Origin of the sequence: Roseovarius sp. A-2 (assembly GCF_002072155.1) — a bacterium.
Classification (GTDB): domain Bacteria; phylum Pseudomonadota; class Alphaproteobacteria; order Rhodobacterales; family Rhodobacteraceae; genus Roseovarius.
Window position 1 is genome coordinate 226,691 of record NZ_BDIY01000002.1, and the last position, 19,108, is coordinate 245,798.

A 19,108-nucleotide genomic window follows, 5' to 3' on the forward strand; every position below is an offset into this window, starting at 1 on the left:
GTTTTTTGCGCTACCGTTAAACTTGGCTTAATGAAATTGCGCCAGTCTCGGCGCGACCTGCATCGAGAGAAAGGCGCGTCATTGGCATTCATCACCGTTCCTGGCGGGCGCTTTCAGCAGGCCGCGCAGCGTCTTGGGCCGCGCAGAGGGGTCGTCATGGTAGCGGCGCTGCTGTTCGGCGGGGCGGCGATGGTGGTGGCCGATGCACGCATGCAGGGTCTGCTAGCGCTCATCGCTGCGATCCTGATGGGGTGCAGCGTCTGGATCGTGGTGCTGCGACGCCATGCGGCGGCGCGAGAGCGCGATCTCGTCGCACAGGCCGAGATCATGACCGAGGCAGATCTCTCGCCTCGTATGCTCACAACTGCAGAGGGGCGGATTCTTTTTGCCAATGCTGCGGCGCGGCGGCATCTGGTGCGGCCCGGCGCAGGCACGCTCGCCGGGGCCTTGCGCGAAACTCTCGCCAATCCCGTCGCCATTCTCTACCGTATGGAAAGCCGCGCCGCCGTCAAGGGGGCTGCGGCGGAACATATCGTCACCCGTGCGGGACATCTGCATCTCGACGTGCACCGCGCCGGGGATGGGCTCTATCTGTGGCGATTTGATCAGACCGGCGCGCGTGGTCATCGCGACGCCGACGGTCATGCGCTGCCGATGCTGACCGTGGGGCGCAACGATGCGGTGCTTTTCATGAACCCGGCGGCGCGCAATCTGGTTGGCGAACGGCCCCGAACGCTGGCGCAGATCTGTCCGGATCTGTCATCACGCTCGGGCGAAATTTGTCCGGTGACCACGCCGGACGGGCCGGTGGACTGTCTGCTAGTTGAACGCGAGGGGCTGGCGGGACGGCGCGAGGTCTACCTGCTGCCTGATGTCGCCGCGCCGGATCGCGTCGGGGACGGATGTGTGTTTTTTGATTCCCTGCCGGTGCCGTTGCTCAAGCTGGGGCGCGATGGCACGATCACATTGTCGAACGGTCCCGCGCGCGCTCTCCTCGGGGTCGCGACGACGACGGGGCTGCGGCTCGGCGATGCGCTCGAGGGGCTCGGGCGTTCGATCTCCGACTGGCTGGACGACGCGGCGGTGGGGCGCGGCACCGTCCATGCCGAGTTTTTGCGCGTCCGCCGTGACGACCACGAAGTGTTCGTGCAGGTGACGCTCAACCGCGCCACCGACGCGGGCGAGGTGGTGCTGATCGCCGTCATGACAGATGCAACCGAACTCAAATCGCTTGAGGCGCAATTCGTCCAAAGCCAAAAAATGCAGGCGATCGGGCAGCTTGCCGGGGGCATCGCGCATGATTTCAACAACCTTCTGACCGCCATCAGCGGGCATTGCGATCTGCTGCTTCTGCGCCACGACCAGGGCGATCCGGATTATGCCGATCTCGTGCAGATCAACCAGAACGCCAATCGCGCGGCGGCCCTGATCAACCAGCTGCTGGCCTATTCAAGAAAGCAGACGCTGCAGCCACAGCTGCTCGACCTGCGCGACACGCTGTCGGATCTGACGCATCTGCTGAACCGTCTGGTGGGCGAGAAGGTATCGCTCACGCTGAGCCACGATCCCGGGCTTAGCGCGATCCGTGCCGACAAGCGCCAGTTGGAGCAGGTTATGATGAACCTCGTGGTCAACGCCCGCGACGCCATGCCCGAGGGGGGCGCGATTCGCATCGTGACGGAAAACCTCGCGCTCGAGCAGCCGCTGCGCCGCGATCGAGCGCTGGTCGCGCCCGGGCGCTATGTCTCGGTCAAGGTCATAGACGAGGGCGAGGGGATCGCGCCCGATAAGCGACAGAAGGTGTTTGAGCCGTTCTTTACCACCAAACGCACCGGCGAGGGGACTGGGCTCGGCCTGTCGACAGCGTACGGCATCGTCAAGCAGACGGGTGGTTTCATCTTCGTCGACAGCAGTCCGTGCGAGGGGACCACGTTTCAATTGCTTTTCCCCTCCTATGCCGGGCCGCAGGCGGTCGAACCCCGCCAGTCGCCCGACGAGATGCCGCCCGGGCGGAGCGGCGGCGTGGTACTGCTGGTTGAGGACGAGGCCCCAGTCCGCGCCTTTGCGAGCCGGGCGCTGCAGATGCGGGGCTTTTCCGTGCTTGAGGCCGAGACGGCCGAGGCCGCGCTCGAGATCCTTGCCGATGCGGCGCTGCAGGTGGACGTCTTCGTCACCGATGTGGTGATGCCCGGCCTGGACGGGCCAAGCTGGGTGCAGCAGGCTCTGACGACGCGTCCGGATGTCAAGGTGGTGTTCATGTCGGGATATGCCGAGGAAACCTTCGGTGAGGCACAGCGCAAGATCGCCAATTCGGTTTTCCTGCCAAAGCCCTTCTCTCTCGACGAGCTCACTCAGGTCGTGCAGCGGCAATGTCCCTTAGCGCAGAGTGACGGAGACAACGGCCGCGCCTAACCGTCGGCGGGCTTGGCGCGCACTGGCAGCGGAGTATAGGCACCGCCGCCCGCGATGCTCTGCCACAGGGTGAAATCGTCGGCATATTTTCGGCGCAGCCGCGCCTCGGTCCTGTCGGACAGCTCTAGTCCCAGGCTGGGCGAGGCGTTGTGTTGTGCGGTCTTGGGGCGGATGCCCAACCGCTCCGCGAGAAAATCCATCAGATCATCCTGCTCCTCGTAACGGAAGAGATGCGTAACCTTTGTGCCATTGCGCTGCGGCTCGAGAAATTTCGACTGTGCTCCGACATTGGCAAACTCTTGCGGCTTGCCCTGGCAATAGGACGAGACGAACGCGTCGAAGCTGATCCCCTGCGTGCTGTTGGGATGACCAGCGAGCGCCGCGCGGTGCCGATAGCGATACCAGCTACCGAGCCAGCTCACCGGCTCGCGCATCACCGCCACGACGGCCACCTCGCCACCCGCGAAGCGCTCGATCATGGGACGAAAGAAGCGATTGTATCGATAGACCGGTGCGTGCTTGAGCTCAGGCGGGCCGCGCACGATCATCGACGCCAACGGTGCAAGCGCGACCTCAAGCGCGGTGCTTCCGGTCTTGGGAACCGCGAGTAACACCAGGCGTTGATTTGAAAAGACAAGCATTTTCAGCGCCTTCCACGTTAACAATTGCAATTAGGTACGACGTAAACCTTTTTTCAAGGTTTAGCAGGAAAACTGAAATCGCCAATAAAGAACTTGAAATGTTCTCGTTATACCCTCATAGAAGTTGAGAACAGGTCGTGAACACAGGCAGTCATTGCCGCCCCGGGCCGGGTATGGGATAAGGAAGTGAATGAATGGCAACGGCAGATCTTCTCTCCATGAATAACAAGCGCAGCGCAGACAAGCAGAAGGCGCTCGACAGCGCCCTCGCCCAGATCGAACGGCAATTCGGCAAGGGCTCGATCATGAAGATGGGCGGCGACAATCCGGTGGCCGATATCGAGGCGACCTCCACAGGGTCGATCGGGCTCGATATCGCGCTCGGAATCGGCGGTATCCCAAAGGGACGGGTGGTCGAGATTTACGGCCCCGAAAGCTCTGGCAAGACAACCCTTACCTTGCACTGCGTGGCCGAGGAGCAGAAAAAAGGCGGGGTTTGCGCCTTCGTCGATGCCGAGCATGCGCTCGATCCGGTCTATGCGCGCAAGCTTGGGGTCGATCTTGACGAGTTGCTGATCTCGCAGCCCGATACCGGGGAGCAGGCGCTCGAGATCGTCGATACGCTGGTGCGTTCCGGCGCGGTCAGCCTCGTGGTGGTCGATTCGGTGGCCGCACTCACCCCGAAATCGGAGCTTGAGGGCGAAATGGGCGACAGCAGTGTCGGCGTTCAGGCCCGCCTCATGAGCAAGGCCATGCGCAAGCTCACCGGCTCGATCAGCCGCACGAAATGCACTGTGATCTTCATCAACCAGATCCGCATGAAGATTGGCGTGATGTTCGGAAGCCCCGAAACCACCACGGGCGGCAACGCGCTAAAGTTCTACAGCTCGGTGCGGCTCGACATCCGCCGCATCGGCTCGATCAAGGACCGTGACGAGGTCGTCGGCAATGAGACCCGAGTAAAGGTGGTCAAGAACAAGGTGGCTCCGCCTTTCAAGGAAGTCGTGTTCGACATCATGTATGGCGAGGGGATCAGCAAGATGGGCGAATTGCTCGACATGGGCGTAAAGGCCGGGATGGTGGCCAAATCCGGCAGTTGGTACAGCTACGGTGACGAACGCATAGGCCAAGGGCGCGAAAACGCCAAAACCTATCTGCGCGATAACCCCGAGACCGCCTACGACATCGAGGACAAGATCCGCGCCGCACACGGGCTGGACTTCGACAGGCCGACAGCCTCTGCGCGCGACGGAGACGACATCCTCGAAGGCTGATCACTGACATTGGTGGCATCGGGCCCGGGGGTAGCCCGGGCCTTATTTCTTGCGGTGGACATGGCGCGGCGGCCCGGCTAAATCTGCACGAATGCTGGCCAAACCCATGCCCGAAAAGAGATACCCATGCCCACGCTGAATGAAATCCGGTCGACCTTTCTCAATTTCTTCGAACGCAATCACCACCGGATCGTCGACAGCTCACCTCTCGTGCCGCGCAACGATCCGACGCTCATGTTTACCAATTCCGGCATGGTGCAGTTCAAGAACTGCTTCACGGGGGTGGAGCATCGCGACTACACACGTGCCGCGACCAGCCAGAAATGCGTGCGCGCGGGCGGCAAGCATAACGATCTGGACAATGTGGGCTACACGGCGCGGCACCATACGTTCTTTGAAATGTTGGGGAATTTCAGCTTCGGCGACTACTTCAAGGAACAGGCGATTCCCTATGCCTGGGATCTGCTGACCCGCGATTTCGGGATCGACAAGTCGAAGCTGCTCGTGACGGTCTACCATACTGATGATGAAGCGGCGAATATCTGGAAAAAATATGCGGGCCTGAGCGACGACCGGATCATCCGGATCGCGACGGATGACAATTTCTGGTCGATGGGGCCGACCGGCCCCTGTGGCCCTTGCACCGAGATCTTTTATGATCACGGGCCGGATATCTGGGGCGGCCCGCCGGGCAGTCCTGAAGAGGATGGCGACCGCTTCATTGAGATATGGAACCTCGTCTTCATGCAGAACGAGCGCTTTGCGGACGGCACGCAGCGCGATCTCGACATGCAGTCGATCGACACGGGCATGGGCCTTGAGAGGATCGGAGCCCTGTTGCAGGGCAAGCATGACAATTACGACACCGATCTGATGCGCCATTTGATCGAGGCGAGCGCGCATGCCACAAGCGCCGATCCCGATGGGCCGGGCAAGGTGCATCACCGGGTGATCGCCGATCACCTGCGCTCGACCGCGTTTCTGATCGCCGATGGCGTGATGCCCTCGAACGAGGGGCGCGGTTATGTCTTGCGGCGGATCATGCGCCGCGCGATGCGCCATGCGCATATGCTTGGCTCAAAGGATCCGGTCATGCATCGGCTCGTGTCGGCGCTGGTGGTGCAGATGGGGCAGGCCTTTCCCGAATTGGGCCGCGCACAGGCGTTGATCGAGGAGACGCTGCGCATCGAGGAGACGCGGTTCAAGCAGACGCTCGACCGTGGCTTGCGGCTGCTTGACGATGAACTGGCACAGTTGCCCGAGGGCGCAGCGCTGCCGGGTGAGGCGGCGTTCAAGCTCTACGACACGTTCGGATTCCCGCTCGACCTGACGCAGGACGCGTTGCGCGAAAAGGGTCATAAGGTCGATACTGACGGGTTCGATGCGGCCATGGCCGAGCAGAAAGCCAAGGCGCGCGCCGCGTGGTCCGGCTCGGGCGAGGCGGCGGATCAGGCGATCTGGTTCGACATCGCCGAGGACAAGGGTGCGACCGATTTCCTGGGCTATGACACCGAAACCGCCGAAGGCCAGATCGTGGCCATTGTCTCCGAGGGCGCTGGCAGCGATGCGGCGGCCGCGGGCGGGAGTTGCCAGATCGTGCTCAACCAGACCCCGTTCTATGCTGAATCGGGCGGGCAGGTGGGCGATTCCGGCACGCTGGAGACCGAAACCGGCTGCGCACGCATCAGCGATACCAAGAAGGTTGCAGGTGTTTTCATCCATTTCGCAGAGGTTGAAAGCGGCGAGATCAAAAGCGGACAGGCGGCGAAACTGGCGGTCGATCACGACCGCCGAAGCGGCATTCGTGCCAATCACTCGGCCACGCATCTGTTGCACGAGGCGCTGCGACGGGCACTTGGCGATCACGTGGCGCAGCGCGGCTCGCTCAATGCCTCGGATCGGCTGCGCTTCGACTTCAGCCATGCCAAGGCGCTCAGCCCCGAGGAATTGACCGGTGTCGAGGCCGAGGTGAACGCCTATATCCGCCAGAACGCGCCGGTCGAGACGCGGATCATGGCCCCGGACGACGCGCGCGATCTGGGGGCACAGGCGCTCTTTGGCGAGAAATATGGCGACGAGGTGCGGGTCGTCTCGATGGGCACGCTTGACGGCTCGGGCAAGGGGACCGACGGGCGTACCTATTCGATCGAGCTTTGCGGCGGGACCCATGTGCGCCAGACCGGCGATATCGGTGTCTTTGTGACGCTCGGCGATACTGCGTCGAGTGCCGGCGTGCGCCGGATCGAGGCGTTGACCGGGGCGGCGGCATTTGACTATCTCAGCGGGCAGAGCGCGCGGCTTGCGCAGGTCGCGGGTGACCTCAAGACCCGCGCCGAGGATGTGCCGGAGCGGGTGAAATCGCTGATGGATGAGCGCCGCGCATTGGCCAACGAGGTGGCGCAACTGCGCCGCGATCTGGCAATGGCGGGCGGTTCGGGGCAGGGCGAGGCCGTCGCCGCGCGAGATGTGGGCGGGGTCGCTTTTCATGCTCAGGTACTTTCGGGCGTGCAGGGCCGCGACCTGCCGCCGCTGATTGACGAGCACAAGGCGCGGATGGGCAGCGGTGCGATCTTGCTTATTGCCGATACCGGCGGCAAAGTGGCGGTTGCGGCAGGTGTCACCGATGACCTGACGGCGCAGCTTTCGGCGGTCGATCTTGTTCGGGTGGCGGTGGCGGAACTGGGCGGCAAGGGCGGCGGTGGCCGGCCCGACATGGCCCAGGGCGGCGGCAGGGATATCGGCGGGGCCGAGGCCGCGATCAAAGCGGCGGAGGGGGTTCTGACCGCCTGAGGAGGTTGAATGAGTGCCTATCTTATCGGACGGATCACGGTGAATGACCCGCAGGATTATCAAGCCTATGCCGAGCAGACCGCAATGCTCGCCGAGAAGTTCGGCGGGCGGTTTCTGGTCAAGGGCGGCGCGCAGACAGCCTTGGAGGGCAATTGCCCGGAGCGGCATGTGATCGTCGAATTTCCGGACCGGCAGGCGGCGCTCGACTGGTATCGCTCGGACGACTACCGCCGCATCCTGCCGCTTGCGCTTTCGTCGAGCAGTCGCGATATCGTCATCGTCGATGGCATCTGAAACAACAGGAGACCACCCCATGCCCGCCCTCTGGATCGCCCATGTGACAGTCACCGACGAGGCCGCCTATGGCCGGTATGCCGCCCTTGCCGGGCCCGCCATCGCCAAGCATGGCGGCGCGTTCATCGCGCGCGGCGGGCGGTATGTGCAACTTGAGGGGAAGGAGCGGGCGCGCAACGTGGTTGCGCGCTTTCCCAGCCTTGAGGCGGCGGAGACTTGCTATCGCAGCCCCGAATATCAGGAGGCGCTCGACCATGCGCGCGGCGCGTCGGAGCGCGAACTGGTGATCGTCGAAACCACTGAGTGATCCGGTCAGTGACGTTCGTAATCCATGCGGATCCGGCCCTGCATGACATCGCCGATATAGGCGCAGGGGTCGGACCTTTGGTGCAGGTGAATCCACGCCAAGCTGAGAAAAATGTCCGGGTTCATGTAGAGAGTGATCGGATTCAACGCGTCGCGTGAGATCTTCTTGTGCATTTTGAGACCGGACTCGAATGTCGCGATATCCGCAGCTGGCAGCGACATGATCTGCATCGTGTAAGCGATATATTCGCTGGCGGTGATGCAGCTTTCAAACGGGCAGGGCTGTGCATCAAACGCCGCATGGGCCAGCTCATGCGTGAGGATGCCGCGAAAGAAGGGTTCGGGCGGCACATGCGACAGGCTGCTGTCGGCTGCCCTCATCGACTGCATCGTGTCGGGGGTGGGGATCTGAATGAGATCCTTGCCGCAATGATAGAGACCGAGGCAGGCCTCGAGCATCTCGGGCATGAGCTCGATGCGAATCCGCCGGGTATCGGAGAGCGGAACGTTGCAGGCTGCCAGCCGCTCTGCCGCCTCTTGCGCGATGCGGCAGACACGGTGCGCGGGGGTGCCGTCGTCGCTCAGGATCACGAAGCGTGGATCGGGGCAAACGACGCTTTGAGCATTGGCCGGGAGGCCGCCGAGCAATATCGCGATCAGGATGGATTCGAGGGGCTTCAGCATCAGCATCTCCAGTGCGCATTGCTTGACCATGTCCCGCGCCACGTGCCGGTGACAAGGTTTTCCGCTGGTCAGAGCGGTGGTCTGCCCTGACTGACCGGTCGGGATATACGGGGCAAGGCAATGCGGACACTTCTGGTTTTCTTGATACTGACATGGCCGGTTCCGGTCATGGCCGACGCACTCGGCGCGCTGAAACAGCCCGGTGTGGTCGCGCTGATGCGGCATGCACTGGCCCCGGGCACGGGTGATCCGGCGCGGTTCGATGTCGAGAAGTGCGGCACGCAGCGCAATCTCGATGCGCGGGGCCGCGCACAGGTGCGCCGCACCGGCAAGGTGCCGCGCGCGAGATACCCGCCCTAGATTTGGTCCTGACCCGGGTATCGCGGGCGCCAATGCCCAGTGCGGGCCTTTGTTCCATAGACAGGGCGCGGTTGCCCTCAGCGGCAGCAAGACACCGGTCCCGGCCCCGTGCCCGCTATCTCAACGCCCTCCCTTTCAGGATCGCGTCCGGTCCGAATTTCGAGCGGATTGCGTCCGTGGCGCGTTCCGCCCCGGCGCGGCGCGCCGCCTGCGGGTCGAGCAGGTCGCCGGAGCGGTCCGCGCCGTCCTCTGGCACGAGTTCGGACAGCCCGACACCAATCAGCCGGTAGGCCGCGCCCTGCGGCACCTGACCCATCAGCGCGCGTGCCGCCCGGTAGAGCGTGTCGGCCATTTGAGTGGCGTCGCGCAGGCTCTGGCGGCGGGTCAGCAGTGAATGATCGGCGCGCTTGAGCTTGAGCGTGACGACGCGGCCGGCGATGCCCTTGGCCTTGGCGCGGTCTGCCACCTTTTCCGACAGCCGCCACAGGTGCCCGTCGAGCAGGTCAAGATCGGCGGTATCCTCGGAAAACGTGGTCTCGTTGGAGATCGACTTGACCGGTGCGTTGGCCGCGACGCGGCGGCGGTCCTGCCCGCGCGCGAGATGCCAGAGCCGGTTGCCCATCGACCCGAAGCGTGCGATCAGGTCGCGCTGTTCCCATCGCAGCAGATCGGCGAAGGTATGGATACCCGCACCGTTGAGCGCCTTCAAGGTCGATTGGCCGACCCCCCAGATCAGGCTGACGGGCTTGTCGCGCAGGAAATCGTCCGTTTCCCCCGCGCCGATCACCGAAAATCCATGCGGCTTGTCGAGATCCGAGGCGATCTTGGCCAGGAACTTGTTATGGCTGAGGCCGATGGAGCCGGTCACGCCCAACTCATCCCGCATCCGCCGGACGAGACGGGCGAGCATCACGGCAGGCGGCGCGCCATGTAGCCGCGCGGTGCCGGTGAGGTCGAGAAATGCCTCGTCGAGCGAGAGTGGCTCTACCGCGGGCGTCAGATCGAGCATCATCGCGCGTATGGCGCGCGAGACCTGCGAGTAGACCTCCATCCGGGGGCGGATCACCACCGCCTCGGGGCAGAGCCGCAGCGCCTGGAACATCGGCATCGCCGAGCGCACACCGCGTATGCGGGCGATGTAACAGGCGGTCGAGACCACGCCGCGCCGCCCGCCGCCGATGATCAGCGGCTTGTCGGCGAGACCCGGATTGTCACGTTTCTCGACGCTGGCATAGAAGGCATCGCAATCCATATGCGCGATCGACAGATCCCAGAGTTCGGGATGCGATACAATGCGCGGGCTGCCGCAGGCGGGGCAGCGGCGGGCATCCTCGAATCGGGTCAGGCAATCGCGGCAGAGGCTGGGCATGATGCGGGCAGGATATCTCAGTTCGGTCGGCTTGGCAGCCATTTGATGGTGCTTGTCAGTTCTGGATGCGCGGCATAGGGTCCGCTCGACCAAGGAGCGTGCCCCATGACCCACCGTTTCCCCCTCCGCGTCTATTACGAGGATACCGATATGGGCGGTATCGTCTACCACGCCAATTACCTCAAGTTCATCGAGCGTGCGCGCAGTGCGTGGGTGCGTGATCTGGGGATAGACCAGAACGCGATGCGCGAGCGCGACGGCGTGATCTTTGCCGTGCGCCGCATCGAGGCGGACTATCTTGGGCCTGCGAAATTTGACGATTCGCTCGAGGTCGAGACCCGGACCATGCAGGTGACGGGCGCGCGGTTGGTGATGGAACAGGTGGTCATGCGCGGCGCGACGCGGCTGTTTCAGGCGCTGGTGACGGTGGTCTGCGTGAATGAGGCGGGGCAGCCGGCGCGGCTTCCGGCGAATATCCGCCTGCAACTGCACTGACCGGGGCGATCACGCCGGTTTTGATGCGGTTATGTTGGCTTTCCCTCTGGAAATAGGGTAGGTTCGCCCCCAATAAGGCGGGAAAACCGGCCAAACCTATAAAGAGCAGGCAGATGGAAGCAGAAACCCTGGCATTGGCACAGGAGATGGATTTCTCCATGTGGGCGCTGTTCGCGCGCTCCACCCTCGTTGTGAAACTCGTGATGCTGATGCTGATCGTGGCCTCGTTCTGGGCCTGGTCGATCATCATCCAGAAACTGATCACCTATCGCAAGGCGCGACGCGAGGCCGAGATCTTCGACCGGCGGTTCTGGTCGGGCGAGCCCTTGGATGGCCTCTTTGACGAAATCGGGCCGGAGCCCGACGGCCGTTTCGAGCGGATTTTCGCGGCGGGCATGATGGAATGGCGGCGCAGTCACCGCACCGATGGTGCGCTGATCGCCGGGGCCACGGCGCGGATCGACCGCAGCATGGACGTGGCGATTGCCAAGGAATCCGAGAGCCTGCAAAGCGGCTTGCAGGTGTTGGCGACAGTGGGCTCCACCGCGCCGTTCATCGGGCTGTTTGGCACGGTCTGGGGCATCATGCATGCCTTCATCAATATCGCCGAGCAGCAGAATACCAACCTTGCCGTCGTGGCGCCGGGAATCGCCGAGGCGCTGCTGGCGACGGGTCTGGGCCTGCTCGCGGCGATTCCGGCGGTGATCTTCTATAACAAGCTGAGTGCTGACGCGGACCGTATCGTGGCCAGCTACGAGGCCTTTGCCGATGAGTTCGCCACCATCCTCAGCCGTCAGTTGGACAGCTAGGCCATGGGCGCAGGGGTCGTTCAGAAATCCGGCGATCAGGGGCGGCGCAGGCGGGGGCGGGGACGCTCGCGCCCGATGGCCGAAATCAACGTCACGCCGTTTGTCGACGTGATGCTGGTGCTGCTGATCATCTTCATGGTGGCCGCGCCGCTGATGGTGGTGGGCGTGCCGGTGGAATTGCCCGAAACCGCCGCCAATTCCTTGCCGAGCGAGGAAGAAGAGCCGCTGACCGTGACGGTTACGGCGGATGGCACGGTGATGATCCAGACCACCGAGGTGCCGCGCGGCGATCTGGTGGCGCGGCTGCGCGCCATTGCGACCGAGCGCGACAGCACGCGGGTATTCCTGCGCGCCGATGGCGCGGTGCCTTATTCCGACGTGATGCAGGTGATGGGCGCGCTCAATCGCGGCGGTTTCGGCAATATCGGGCTGGTGACGGATGCCGGCGGGCCCGCGCTTGACGGGCAGGGCGGCTAGGGGCGCGACTGGTGTGAATACCGGGCAGATCATATCGGGGGCGGGTCATCTGACATTGATCGGATGGGCCCTCATCGGGGGTGTGTTCCAATCCGCGCCGCCGCCCTTTGAGGTGGTGCAGGCGACGGCCATTTCCGAAGAGGAGTTCGCGGCTATCATGGACCGCCAGAGCGCGCCCGATGCGGTGGCCGATGTCGACACGCCCGAGCCGCCGGCACCCGGCGAGGCGGCCCCGAGCCTGAGCTCTGAAGCCGATACGCCGCCCGAGGCGGCGCAGCCCGATGTCAGCGAGGTCTCGCCGCCCGATCCCGCGCCCGATGTGTCCCAGATTACGCCGCCCGCGCCCGCCGAGGTCGAGGATGCACCGCCAGTCATGGAGGTGCCGCAGGAGGATATGGCCGTCATGGTGCCCGAGATTTCGCCCCGCCCGCAGGCGCGCCCCGCGCCGCGCGTCGCCCCCGAAGCGGTGGCCCGTCCCGAGCCGGATGTGCGCGTCGATGACGTGACAAGCCCCGAGGTGACGCCCGACGAGGGGGCGAAGAGCGCGGAAGAGCCGTCGGAGGCGACCGCGCCGGAAGAGGCTGCGACCGAGATCGTGACCGAGGCGGAGGAGCCAGCGCAGGCTGCGCCCACGGCCTCGGTGCGTCCGCGCTCGCGCCCCGCGCGCCCGGAGGCTACGGCAGAGGCTGCCCCGGAGGACACACCGCAGCCCGAGGCGACACCGCAGCCCGAAACACCCGCCACCGATCAAAGTGCCGTCAACGACGCGCTCGCGGCGGCCTTGGGCCAGGGGCAGCAAGGCACCGAAGCCCCGAGTGGCCCGCCCCTGACCGGGGGCGAGAAGGACGCGCTGAGGGTGGCCGTGCAGCGCTGCTGGAACGTCGGCAGCCTGAGTTCCGAGGCGCTACGCACCACGGTTGTGGTGGGGGTGCAAATGGCCGAGACTGGCAAGCCCGAGATTGGCACCATCCGCATGATCAGCGCCTCGGGTGGCGGCGATGCGGCGGCGAAACAGGCGTTCGAGGCCGCCCGGCGGGCGATTATCCGCTGTGGCAATGGCGGGTTCGACCTGCCGGTCGAGAAATACGCGCAATGGCGTGACATCGAAATGACATTCAATCCGGAGAATATGAGGATCAAATGATACGGTATATGATGAGCCTCCTTGCGGCGCTGATGCTTTGGGCGCTGCCCGCGATTGCGCAGGATAGCGGCCCGCTTCGGATCGAGATCACCGAGGGTGTGATCGAGCCGATGCCCTATGCGGCGCCCGATTTCGTGGGAGAGAGCGCCGAGGCCGCCGAGATGGGGCGCAATCTGGCACGCGTCGTTGCCTCGGACCTGACCGGCACCGGGCTTTTCCGGGAAATCCCGGCGCAGGCGCATATCAGCCGGATCACCAGCTTTGAAAGCCCGGTGCAATATGCCGACTGGCGCGCGGTCAAGGCGCAGGCGCTGATCACCGGCGCGGTGAGCGTCGACGGGTCGGGGCGTCTCGTGGTCAAATTCCGCATCTACGATGTGTTTGCCGGCCAGGAACTGGGCAACGGGCTGCAATTCGTGGGCACGCGGGACGGCTGGCGGCGGATCGCGCATAAGGTGGCCGATCAGGTCTATTCCCGGATCACCGGCGAGGGCGGGTATTTCGACAGCCGGGTGGTCTATGTCGCTGAAAGCGGCCCCAAGGATCAGCGCGCCAAGCGGCTGGCGATCATGGATTATGACGGCGCCAATGTGCAGTATCTCACCGACAGTTCCAGCCTTGTGCTGGCACCGCGCTTTTCGCCCTCGGGTGACCGGGTGCTTTATACCAGCTACGAAACCGGCTTTCCGCGCATCTACGTGCTGGACGTGGCCAGCGTGGGCCGCCGTGTGCTGCCGACGATTGATGGCACGATGAGTTTCGCGCCGCGTTTCGCGCCGGATGGGCGCACGGTGGTCTATTCGCTGACGCAGGGCGGTAATACCGATCTCTACCGCATGGATGTCTCCAGCGGGGCGAGCACGCGGCTGACCAATGCACCCTCGATCGAGACCGCCCCCAGCTATAGCCCGGATGGCCGCCAGATCGTGTTCGAGAGCGACCGCTCGGGCACGCCGCAGCTTTATATCATGTCCGCAGGCGGCGGCGATGCGCAGCGCATCAGTTTCGGGCAGGGCCGCTATGGAACGCCCGTGTGGTCGCCGCGCGGCGATCTGATCGCTTTCACCAAGCAATCCAAGGGCCGCTTTCACATCGGCGTGATGCGCACCGATGGCAGCGAAGAGCGGCTGCTGACCGCCTCGTTTCTCGACGAGGGGCCGACATGGGCCCCCAATGGCCGGGTGATCATGTTCACCCGTGAGACACAGGGCGCACAGGGGCAGGCGCGGCTTTATTCGGTGGACATCTCCGGGCGCAATCTCAAGCAGGTGCAGACCAGCGGCGGCGCGAGCGATCCATCCTGGGGGCCGCTTCAGAACTGACGACGCACGGCCTGCGTTTCCTTGGGGCGCGGGCTGTGGTAAACAGGACCCGAGGCCATGAAACGAATGGGGCAAGAATGACCTATCTGAGCAAGACACTGATCCTGTGTGCGGGGCTGGCGCTGGCCGCCTGTACCAATCCCGACCGGTTTGAAGACCAGAATTCGGCCGGTCTTGATGGCGTCGGCGCGGGCCTGGCGGGTTCGGCGCAGGACCCGACATCGCCGGCTTATTTTCAACAGGCGATCGGCGACCGGGTTCTCTTCGCCGTCGATCAATCCACCCTGAGCAACGCGGCACAGGTAACGCTGGACGGGCAGGCGAACTGGTTGATGACCAATTCCGATTACATCGCGACGATCGAAGGCCATGCCGATGAGCAGGGCACCCGCGAATACAACCTCGCACTTGGCGCGCGCCGCGCCAATTCGGTTCAGGAATACCTGGTCAGCCGGGGCGTTGCGCCGAACCGTCTGAAGGTGGTGAGCTATGGCAAGGAGCGCCCGATCGAGATTTGCAGCGAGGAAAGCTGTTACGCGAAGAACCGCCGCTCGGTGACGGTGCTTACCGCCGGTCTGGGTAGCTGATCCGACGATTTGGGGGCCCTATGCGCTATCTCGCTGTCACACTTGCCGCCACGTTGACCCTTGCCCCGATCGGGGCTGGGGCACAGGGCACCGAAACCCTGGCCGATATCCGTCAGGAACTGTCGGTGCTTTTTGTCGAACTCAAGAAGCTGCGGCGCGAGCTGAGCACCACCGGTGGGGCGAGCCAGCTTTCGGGCGGTGGTTCGACCCTTGACCGGGTGAATGCAATCGAGGGCGAGGTGCAGCGCCTGACCGCCAAAACCGAAGAGCTTGAGTTTCGCATCGACCGCGTGGTGAGTGATGGCACCAACCGCGTCGGCGATCTGGAATTCCGGCTGTGCGAGTTGGAGCCTGATTGCGACATTGCCAATCTTGAGCCCGGCAGCACGCTGGGTGGGGTAGAGCCGGTGACAACCGGCGGCGGTGCGGTGGCCGCGCCTGACGAGGGCAGCGGTGACGGACCGCAGCTTGCCGTGGGTGAGCGCGACGATTTCGAGCGCGCGCGAGCGGCGCTTGAAGCTGGTGACTTTGCGGCGGCAGCGGAGCAGTTCGCGGCGTTTCGACAGGCCTATCCCGGTAGTCCGCTGAGCGGGCGGGCCGGGTTGCTGCGCGGTGAGGCCCTCGACGGCGCGGGCCGCAAGAGCGATGCCGCGCGCGCCTATCTGGAGACGTTCAGCGCGGCCCCCGACGGTGAGGACGCCCCCGAGGCTCTGTTTCGTCTGGGGCGCTCGCTAGGGCAGCTTGGCCAGACCGACGAGGCCTGTGTGACGCTTGGACAGGTGGCGGCGCGTTATCCGACCGCCGCGGCAGTCGAGGGTGCGCAGGCGGAAATGACCCGGCTCGGCTGTTCGTGAGGACGGACGGATCGGACATCCGTAACAGTCTCACGCGCCACTTCACGCCGCCTGTGCCGGGGGTGATCGGCGTGGCGGTGTCGGGCGGCAGCGATTCCCTTGCTTTGTTATACCTGCTGCATGAGTGGCAACGGGATGGTGGCCCGGATGTGCGGGCGGCGACGGTGGATCACGGGCTGCGGGCCGAGGCGGCGGCGGAGGCGGCGGACGTTGCGCGCCTGTGTGCCGGTCTGGGTATCGCTCACGACACATTGACATGGCGGGGCCATGACGGGACCGGAAACCTGCCGGATCGTGCCCGGCGCGCACGCTATGCGTTGCTGGCGAACTGGGCGCGGGGGCAGGGCATCGCGGATGTCGCCGTGGGCCATACCGAGGATGATCTGGCCGAGACCTTTCTGATGCGCCTTGCGCGTGGGGCCGGAGTGGATGGGCTGGCAGCGATGCGGGATTTCTGGCACGAGGCCGGTGTAACCTTTCATCGCCCTTTGCTTGGGCTGGGGCGCGAGCCTCTCAGGAAATTGCTGCGCGCGCGCGGTGTGGCCTGGGTAGAGGACCCGACCAACAGTGACACTGCATATGAACGCGCGCGGACCCGTGCCACGCTTGGCGCGCTGGCCCCGCTTGGGATCGATACGGCAATGCTGGCCGCCACGGCCCGGAAAATGCTCGGGGCCCGCACAGCGCTTTATCATCAGGCGCATGCTCTGGCGCAGGATCATGTGCGGATCGAGGCGGGCGATGTGGTGATTGCGCGTACTGCGCTCCGGGACATGCCGGACGAGGCGGCGCGACGCATCCTTCAGACGGCGCTGCGCTGGATCAACGGGGCGCAGTATCCGCCGCGCGGACCCGCCATGACGCAGTTTCTGGCGGCGGCGCGGGGCGGAGAGGCGATGACCTTGCAGGGCTGTTTGCTGCACGGCGATGGCGAGAGACTGCGCATCGGGCGGGAATATAATGCGGTGGCCAAGCAGCGCGTGCCGCAAGGGCAGATCTGGGACGGGCGCTGGTGCATTGACGGGCCGACGGTGCCAGGGGCGGAGGTTGCCGCACTTGGCCCCGGAGGCCTGCGCGCCTGTCCCGATTGGCGCGAGGGCGGGCTGCCGCATGGCGCGGCGATGGCGAGCCCGGCGCTATGGCGCGGTGAGGAATTGCTGTCCGCGCCGCTTGCGGGATGGCCGAACGGCTATGACACAAGGCTTGTCCGCGACGGTGCGTTCTACTTCGACACGTTATTATCCCATTGAACATAGGGGTGTGATGTCTATTTAAGAACGGTGCACCCCGTGCTATGAGCGGGGAACCGAAATTTGGGAGAAAACTCTTGGGCAACGCAAGAAACATCGCCTTCTGGCTGGTCCTGTTCCTGTTGATCCTTGCGCTGTTCAACCTGTTCAGTGGCTCGGGCAACACGCTGCAAAGCCGCTCTGTCGCCTATTCCGAGTTTGTGGCGGCAGTCGATGACGGCGCGGTGAGCCAGGTCACGCTGGATGGCGAGACCGTGCGCTATCGCGGGGCCGACGGGCAGGATTATACCACGATCAAGCCGCAGGATGCCGAGATCACGCAGCAGCTGATCGACCAGGGCGTGCCGGTCAAGGCCGAGAGCCAGGAGCAATCCGGTTTCCAGACCTTCCTCGTGTCGCTCCTGCCCTTCCTGCTGCTGATCGGGGTGTGGATCTATTTCATGAACCGCATGCAGGGTGGCGGCAAGGGCGGGGCCATGGGCTTTGGCAAGTCCAAGGCCAAGATGCTGACCGAGAAACATGGCCGCGTGACATTCGACGACGTGGCGGGCATCGACGAGGCCAAGGAAGAGCTGGAAGAAATCGTCGAATTCCTGCGCAACCCGCAGAAGTTCAGCCGCCTGGGCGGGCAGATCCCCAAGGGTGCGTTGCTTGTTGGTCCTCCCGGCACCGGTAAGACGCTGCTCGCGCGCGCCATCGCGGGCGAGGCGGGCGTGCCGTTCTTCACCATCTCGGGCTCCGACTTCGTCGAGATGTTCGTCGGTGTGGGTGCCTCCCGTGTGCGCGACATGTTCGAGCAGGCCAAGAAGAACGCGCCATGTATCGTTTTCATCGACGAGATCGACGCCGTGGGCCGTCATCGTGGCGCGGGTTATGGCGGCGGCAATGATGAGCGCGAGCAGACGCTCAACCAGTTGCTGGTAGAGATGGACGGGTTCGAGAGCAACGAAGGTGTGATCATCATCGCCGCGACGAACCGCAAGGACGTGCTCGATCCGGCGCTGCTGCGCCCGGGCCGCTTTGATCGTCAGGTCACTGTGCCCAACCCCGACATCAAGGGCCGCGAGAAGATTCTGGGCGTGCATGCCCGCAAGACACCGCTGGGGCCCGATGTGGACCTGCGCCTGATCGCGCGCGGCACGCCAGGGTTCTCGGGGGCCGATCTTGCCAACCTGGTGAACGAGGCGGCGCTGATGGCCGCCCGGGTGGGCCGACGCTTTTTGACCATGGTCGATTTCGAGAACGCCAAGGACAAGGTGATGATGGGGGCCGAGCGTCGCTCGATGGTGCTGACCGACGACCAGAAGGAAAAGACCGCCTATCACGAGGCCGGGCACGCGGTGGTGGGTCTTGCCCTGCCGAAATGCGATCCGGTCTACAAGGCCACGATCATCCCGCGTGGCGGTGCGCTCGGCATGGTGGTCAGCCTTCCAGAAATCGACCGGTTGAACTGGCACAAGTCCGAATGCGAGCAGAAGCTGACCATGACCATGGCCGGGAAGGCGGCGGAAATCCTCAAATACGGCGAGGAGAACGTCTCGAACGGCCCGGCGGGTGACATCCAACAGGCCAGTGGGCTTGCCCGCGCGATGGTGATGCGTTGGGGCATGTCCGACAAGGTGGGTAACGTCGATTACGAGCAGGCGCATGAGGGCTACATGGGCAACGGGGCCGGTGGCTTTTCGATTTCCGCCCATACCAAGGAGTTGATCGAGGACGAGGTCAAGCGCATGATCGACGAGGCCTATCAGGAGGCCAAGAAGATCCTCGAAGACCGGCACGACGAGTGGGAGCGGCTGGCACAGGGCCTTCTGGAATACGAGACCCTGACCGGCGAAGAGATCAGCCGCGTCATTCGGGGCGAGCCGCCCGAGCCGGGCGACGGCGACAGAGGGGCCGCAGAGGCGGCAAAACCGTCGGTCACCGCCATTCCCAAGACCAAGCCCAAATCCTCGCCCGGTTCGGGCGAGGGCGGGCTGGAGCCCGAGCCCTCGACGTGAGCGCGACGCTCGCAAAAGCAGACTGGAATCCCGGGGCCTA

At 64.4% G+C, this 19,108-nt stretch carries 18 protein-coding genes; 15 read left to right on the forward strand and 3 right to left on the reverse strand.

What is annotated here, in order from left to right:
• The first annotated feature begins 81 nt into the window (after positions 1-81).
• Positions 82-2,412, forward strand: coding sequence for an ATP-binding protein (locus tag BHD06_RS04435; RefSeq protein WP_254892310.1), 2,331 nt, complete (start codon positions 82-84; stop codon positions 2,410-2,412).
• On the opposite strand, the gene BHD06_RS04440 is transcribed toward BHD06_RS04435, so the two are convergent.
• A complete protein-coding gene (locus BHD06_RS04440) occupies positions 2,409-3,053 on the reverse strand; it encodes a sulfotransferase family 2 domain-containing protein (RefSeq protein ID WP_080455783.1) in 645 nt (214 codons plus the stop codon). The genes BHD06_RS04435 and BHD06_RS04440 overlap by 4 nt on opposite strands.
• 194 nt (positions 3,054-3,247) lie before the next feature.
• Between BHD06_RS04440 and recA the strand changes: the two genes are divergently transcribed.
• The 4 genes from recA (at position 3,248) to BHD06_RS04460 (ending at position 7,718) form a co-directional block, all read left to right on the forward strand.
• The gene (recA, locus tag BHD06_RS04445; protein WP_080455784.1) at positions 3,248-4,327 is read left to right on the forward strand and encodes a recombinase RecA; all 1,080 of its coding nucleotides are present in this window, start codon (positions 3,248-3,250) and stop codon (positions 4,325-4,327) included.
• Between the two features lie 126 nt (positions 4,328-4,453).
• The gene (gene alaS, locus BHD06_RS04450) at positions 4,454-7,117 is read left to right on the forward strand and encodes an alanine--tRNA ligase (RefSeq protein ID WP_080455785.1); all 2,664 of its coding nucleotides are present in this window, start codon (positions 4,454-4,456) and stop codon (positions 7,115-7,117) included.
• Positions 7,118-7,126: 9 nt separating this feature from the next.
• Complete coding sequence (locus BHD06_RS04455) at positions 7,127-7,411, forward strand: DUF1330 domain-containing protein (RefSeq protein WP_080455786.1); 285 nt, start codon at positions 7,127-7,129, stop codon at positions 7,409-7,411.
• A 19-nt stretch (positions 7,412-7,430) separates the two neighbouring features.
• Complete coding sequence (locus tag BHD06_RS04460; RefSeq protein WP_080455787.1) at positions 7,431-7,718, forward strand: DUF1330 domain-containing protein; 288 nt, start codon at positions 7,431-7,433, stop codon at positions 7,716-7,718.
• Between the two features lie 5 nt (positions 7,719-7,723).
• On the opposite strand, the gene BHD06_RS04465 is transcribed toward BHD06_RS04460, so the two are convergent.
• Positions 7,724-8,401, reverse strand: coding sequence for a hypothetical protein (locus BHD06_RS04465; protein WP_139784630.1), 678 nt, complete (start codon positions 8,399-8,401; stop codon positions 7,724-7,726).
• 168 nt (positions 8,402-8,569) lie between these two features.
• Between BHD06_RS04465 and BHD06_RS04470 the strand changes: the two genes are divergently transcribed.
• Positions 8,570-8,761, forward strand: coding sequence for a hypothetical protein (locus BHD06_RS04470; protein WP_254892311.1), 192 nt, complete (start codon positions 8,570-8,572; stop codon positions 8,759-8,761).
• Positions 8,762-8,876: 115 nt separating this feature from the next.
• Here the strand turns inward: BHD06_RS04470 and BHD06_RS04475 are convergent, their stop codons facing one another.
• Positions 8,877-10,130: a DNA polymerase IV gene (locus tag BHD06_RS04475; protein WP_080455957.1), complete on the reverse strand. Its 1,254-nt coding sequence runs from the start codon at positions 10,128-10,130 to the stop codon at positions 8,877-8,879.
• A 105-nt stretch (positions 10,131-10,235) separates the two neighbouring features.
• Here BHD06_RS04475 and ybgC point away from each other — a divergent pair, with 105 nt between their 5' ends.
• The 9 genes from ybgC to ftsH all read left to right on the forward strand — a co-directional run bounded on the left by ybgC (position 10,236) and on the right by ftsH (position 19,068).
• A complete protein-coding gene (ybgC, locus tag BHD06_RS04480) occupies positions 10,236-10,625 on the forward strand; it encodes a tol-pal system-associated acyl-CoA thioesterase (protein ID WP_080455790.1) in 390 nt (129 codons plus the stop codon).
• Positions 10,626-10,738: 113 nt separating this feature from the next.
• Positions 10,739-11,434: a protein TolQ gene (tolQ, locus tag BHD06_RS04485; RefSeq protein ID WP_080455791.1), complete on the forward strand. Its 696-nt coding sequence runs from the start codon at positions 10,739-10,741 to the stop codon at positions 11,432-11,434.
• Positions 11,435-11,437: 3 nt separating this feature from the next.
• On the forward strand, positions 11,438-11,911 hold the full coding sequence (gene tolR / locus BHD06_RS04490; protein WP_050663678.1) for a protein TolR: 474 nt from the start codon (positions 11,438-11,440) through the stop codon (positions 11,909-11,911).
• Positions 11,912-11,924: 13 nt separating this feature from the next.
• The gene (locus tag BHD06_RS04495) at positions 11,925-13,055 is read left to right on the forward strand and encodes an energy transducer TonB (protein WP_080455792.1); all 1,131 of its coding nucleotides are present in this window, start codon (positions 11,925-11,927) and stop codon (positions 13,053-13,055) included.
• Between the two features lie 8 nt (positions 13,056-13,063).
• Complete coding sequence (gene tolB / locus BHD06_RS04500) at positions 13,064-14,377, forward strand: Tol-Pal system beta propeller repeat protein TolB (RefSeq protein ID WP_376764838.1); 1,314 nt, start codon at positions 13,064-13,066, stop codon at positions 14,375-14,377.
• 77 nt (positions 14,378-14,454) lie between these two features.
• Positions 14,455-14,964, forward strand: a complete 510-nt coding sequence (gene pal, locus BHD06_RS04505; protein ID WP_080455794.1) for a peptidoglycan-associated lipoprotein Pal — start codon at positions 14,455-14,457, stop codon at positions 14,962-14,964.
• Positions 14,965-14,984: 20 nt separating this feature from the next.
• Positions 14,985-15,818, forward strand: a complete 834-nt coding sequence (ybgF, locus tag BHD06_RS04510) for a tol-pal system protein YbgF (RefSeq protein WP_080455795.1) — start codon at positions 14,985-14,987, stop codon at positions 15,816-15,818.
• Positions 15,815-17,068, forward strand: coding sequence for a tRNA lysidine(34) synthetase TilS (gene tilS, locus BHD06_RS04515; RefSeq protein WP_139784631.1), 1,254 nt, complete (start codon positions 15,815-15,817; stop codon positions 17,066-17,068). Before ybgF ends, tilS begins: the two co-directional genes overlap by 4 nt.
• 77 nt (positions 17,069-17,145) lie before the next feature.
• On the forward strand, positions 17,146-19,068 hold the full coding sequence (gene ftsH, locus BHD06_RS04520) for an ATP-dependent zinc metalloprotease FtsH (RefSeq protein ID WP_080455796.1): 1,923 nt from the start codon (positions 17,146-17,148) through the stop codon (positions 19,066-19,068).
• The last annotated feature ends 40 nt before the right edge of the window (positions 19,069-19,108 follow it).